We start from the raw sequence: 446 nt of genomic DNA on the forward strand, positions 1-446 counted from the left end.
TCCGGGTACCAAACCCCAATCAGCTGTCCGTATTTGTTGTAGGTGTAATCGGTAACGTGACCGTCTGGATCGGTCTTGCGCGTTACATCGCCCTGATCATTGCGCTCATACTTCCAAACCGCCTGACCCCGCCTTACAACNCGTACGAAGCCGTTATCATGCTCGTAGGTCGTCGGCTCATCGTCCCCCGGAAACACCGCCACCAAGCGCCCGGCTTCGTCGTACTGATACGCCGTGATCGCCCCGAGCGGGTCCTGCTCAACCGTCAGCCGGCCTCTGTCATCGTAGGAGTTGAAATGCTCGGCGCCATCCGGATCGACCCGCTGCACCAGCCGCGCCCGCTGGTCATGCACGTAGACTTCCTGGCTGCCATCGGCGTTAAACACCGTGACCTGGCCGTTGTCATCCCAGGCATAACGCGTGTCCATCTGCGAGAAACTGGCCCA

The 446-nt window shown here is 60.0% G+C and carries 1 protein-coding gene; it reads right to left on the reverse strand.

From position 1 onward, the window contains the following. Positions 1-446 (reverse strand): RHS repeat protein (locus BFN10_RS19100; RefSeq protein WP_139221117.1); only part of this gene is annotated, 446 nt, incomplete at both ends.

This window comes from Pseudomonas extremorientalis (assembly GCF_001870465.1).
GTDB classification, from domain to species: Bacteria; Pseudomonadota; Gammaproteobacteria; order Pseudomonadales; family Pseudomonadaceae; genus Aquipseudomonas; species Aquipseudomonas extremorientalis.